Annotated in this window: 1 protein-coding gene; it reads left to right on the forward strand. The window is 43.1% G+C overall.

The features are described from left to right. A partial coding sequence (locus DA085_RS20725) for a TonB-dependent receptor (protein WP_154402281.1) occupies window positions 1-688 on the forward strand: 688 nt, incomplete at its 5' end. Between the last annotated feature and the right edge of the window lie 6 nt (window positions 689-694).

Below are 694 nucleotides of genomic sequence, written 5' to 3' on the forward strand. Positions count from 1 at the left end.
TGCAAGTCGCAGCCCTATTTTAGCTTCGGCAAATACCATAACCGATAACCGCGGTTCATTAGATAAAGCCAGAGGCTTACGTTTTATCGATCCTAAATTGAAAACCGAAGACGTACGTTTGGCGGAAGTCGGTTTTGAATGGAAATATGCCGATTTTAATTTAAAAGGCAGCGTGTTCGAGCAAAGAGTTAAAAACTTCTATCAAACGACCAACAGTATCATTAGCAATGCGGGAACCTTAAAAACGAAAGGTTATGAAGCCGAGTTGGATTATCAATGGAACGCATTAAAATTAACCGCCGGTGTGGCGTATGCCGATCCGAAAGCGGACTTTGCGCTTTCTAATGATCCGCTGAATGTTATTCCGCAAGGTCGTCAATGGAGTACCGGTGTTTCGTATAAATTTGTTGAACCGAATTTAGAGATCGGTTGGTTAGGTCGCTATGCTCAGTCTAAAGAGTATAAAACGGGCGCTGCGCCGAAAGTCGAAACGAGAAGACGTATCGGATACGGCGTACATGATATTTTCGTAAACTGGCAGCCGCTTAATCAAGACAACTTCAATGTGAATTTCACGGTAAAAAACATCGGTAATAAATTCTATCGTAGCCACAGCCAAAGAAATCTTGAAGTCACGCCGCCAAGCCCGGGACGTGAGTTTAAAATCGGTATGAACTATAGTTTCTAATGGCGG

The organism is Ornithinimicrobium cavernae, from assembly GCF_003121625.1.
Classification (GTDB): domain Bacteria; phylum Actinomycetota; class Actinomycetes; order Actinomycetales; family Dermatophilaceae; genus Ornithinicoccus; species Ornithinicoccus cavernae.